The organism is Oleiphilus sp. HI0125, from assembly GCF_001635355.1.
Genome location: NZ_LWGF01000060.1, coordinates 1 through 606 on the forward strand (window position 1 = coordinate 1; position 606 = coordinate 606).

Sequence of the window (606 nt, forward strand, 5' to 3'; positions counted from 1 at the left end):
AGCGGCCGACGATGCTGGCAACGCGACCGATACCTTTTTCTCTGAGCAAGTTTTCTAATTTTTCTAATGAAGGTTCTGCGCTGCGTGGGGGCATGTCACGGCCATCAAGAAATGCATGAACATACACCTTCTTGGCTCCACGGCGCTCAGCGAGCTCAACTGCCGCAATGATATGGTCTTCATGGCTATGAACCCCGCCTGGCGATAGCAAACCAAGTAAATGAACGGCTGCGTCTGCATTGACCGCCTTATCGATAGCGGTGCATAGTGCTGCATTCTCAAAGAACGCTTGATCTTCAATGTCTTTGGTAATACGCGTGAAGTTTTGGTAGACAATACGTCCTGCACCCAGATTCATATGGCCAACCTCGGAATTGCCCATCTGCCCGTCAGGTAATCCAACCGCCATGCCTGATGTGGCAATCAGAGTACTTGGTTTGGAGTTCCACATGTCATCCCAAAATGGAGTTTTAGCGTTTTGAATTGCGTTAAAATTGCTCTCCTCTCGGTAGCCCCAGCCATCAAGAATGATTAGTGCAGTGGTGCGTTTTGCCATAATGCTTCGGTCTCAAAGTTTAAGAGTTCAAAATTGGGCGCGATTTTACC

1 pseudogene is annotated in these 606 nt (G+C 48.5%); it reads right to left on the reverse strand.

Annotated elements, in window-relative coordinates:
* A pseudogene (locus A3762_RS01055) lies at nucleotides 1-556 on the reverse strand (2,3-bisphosphoglycerate-independent phosphoglycerate mutase); the annotation flags it as partial.
* Nucleotides 557-606: the final 50 nt, after the last annotated feature.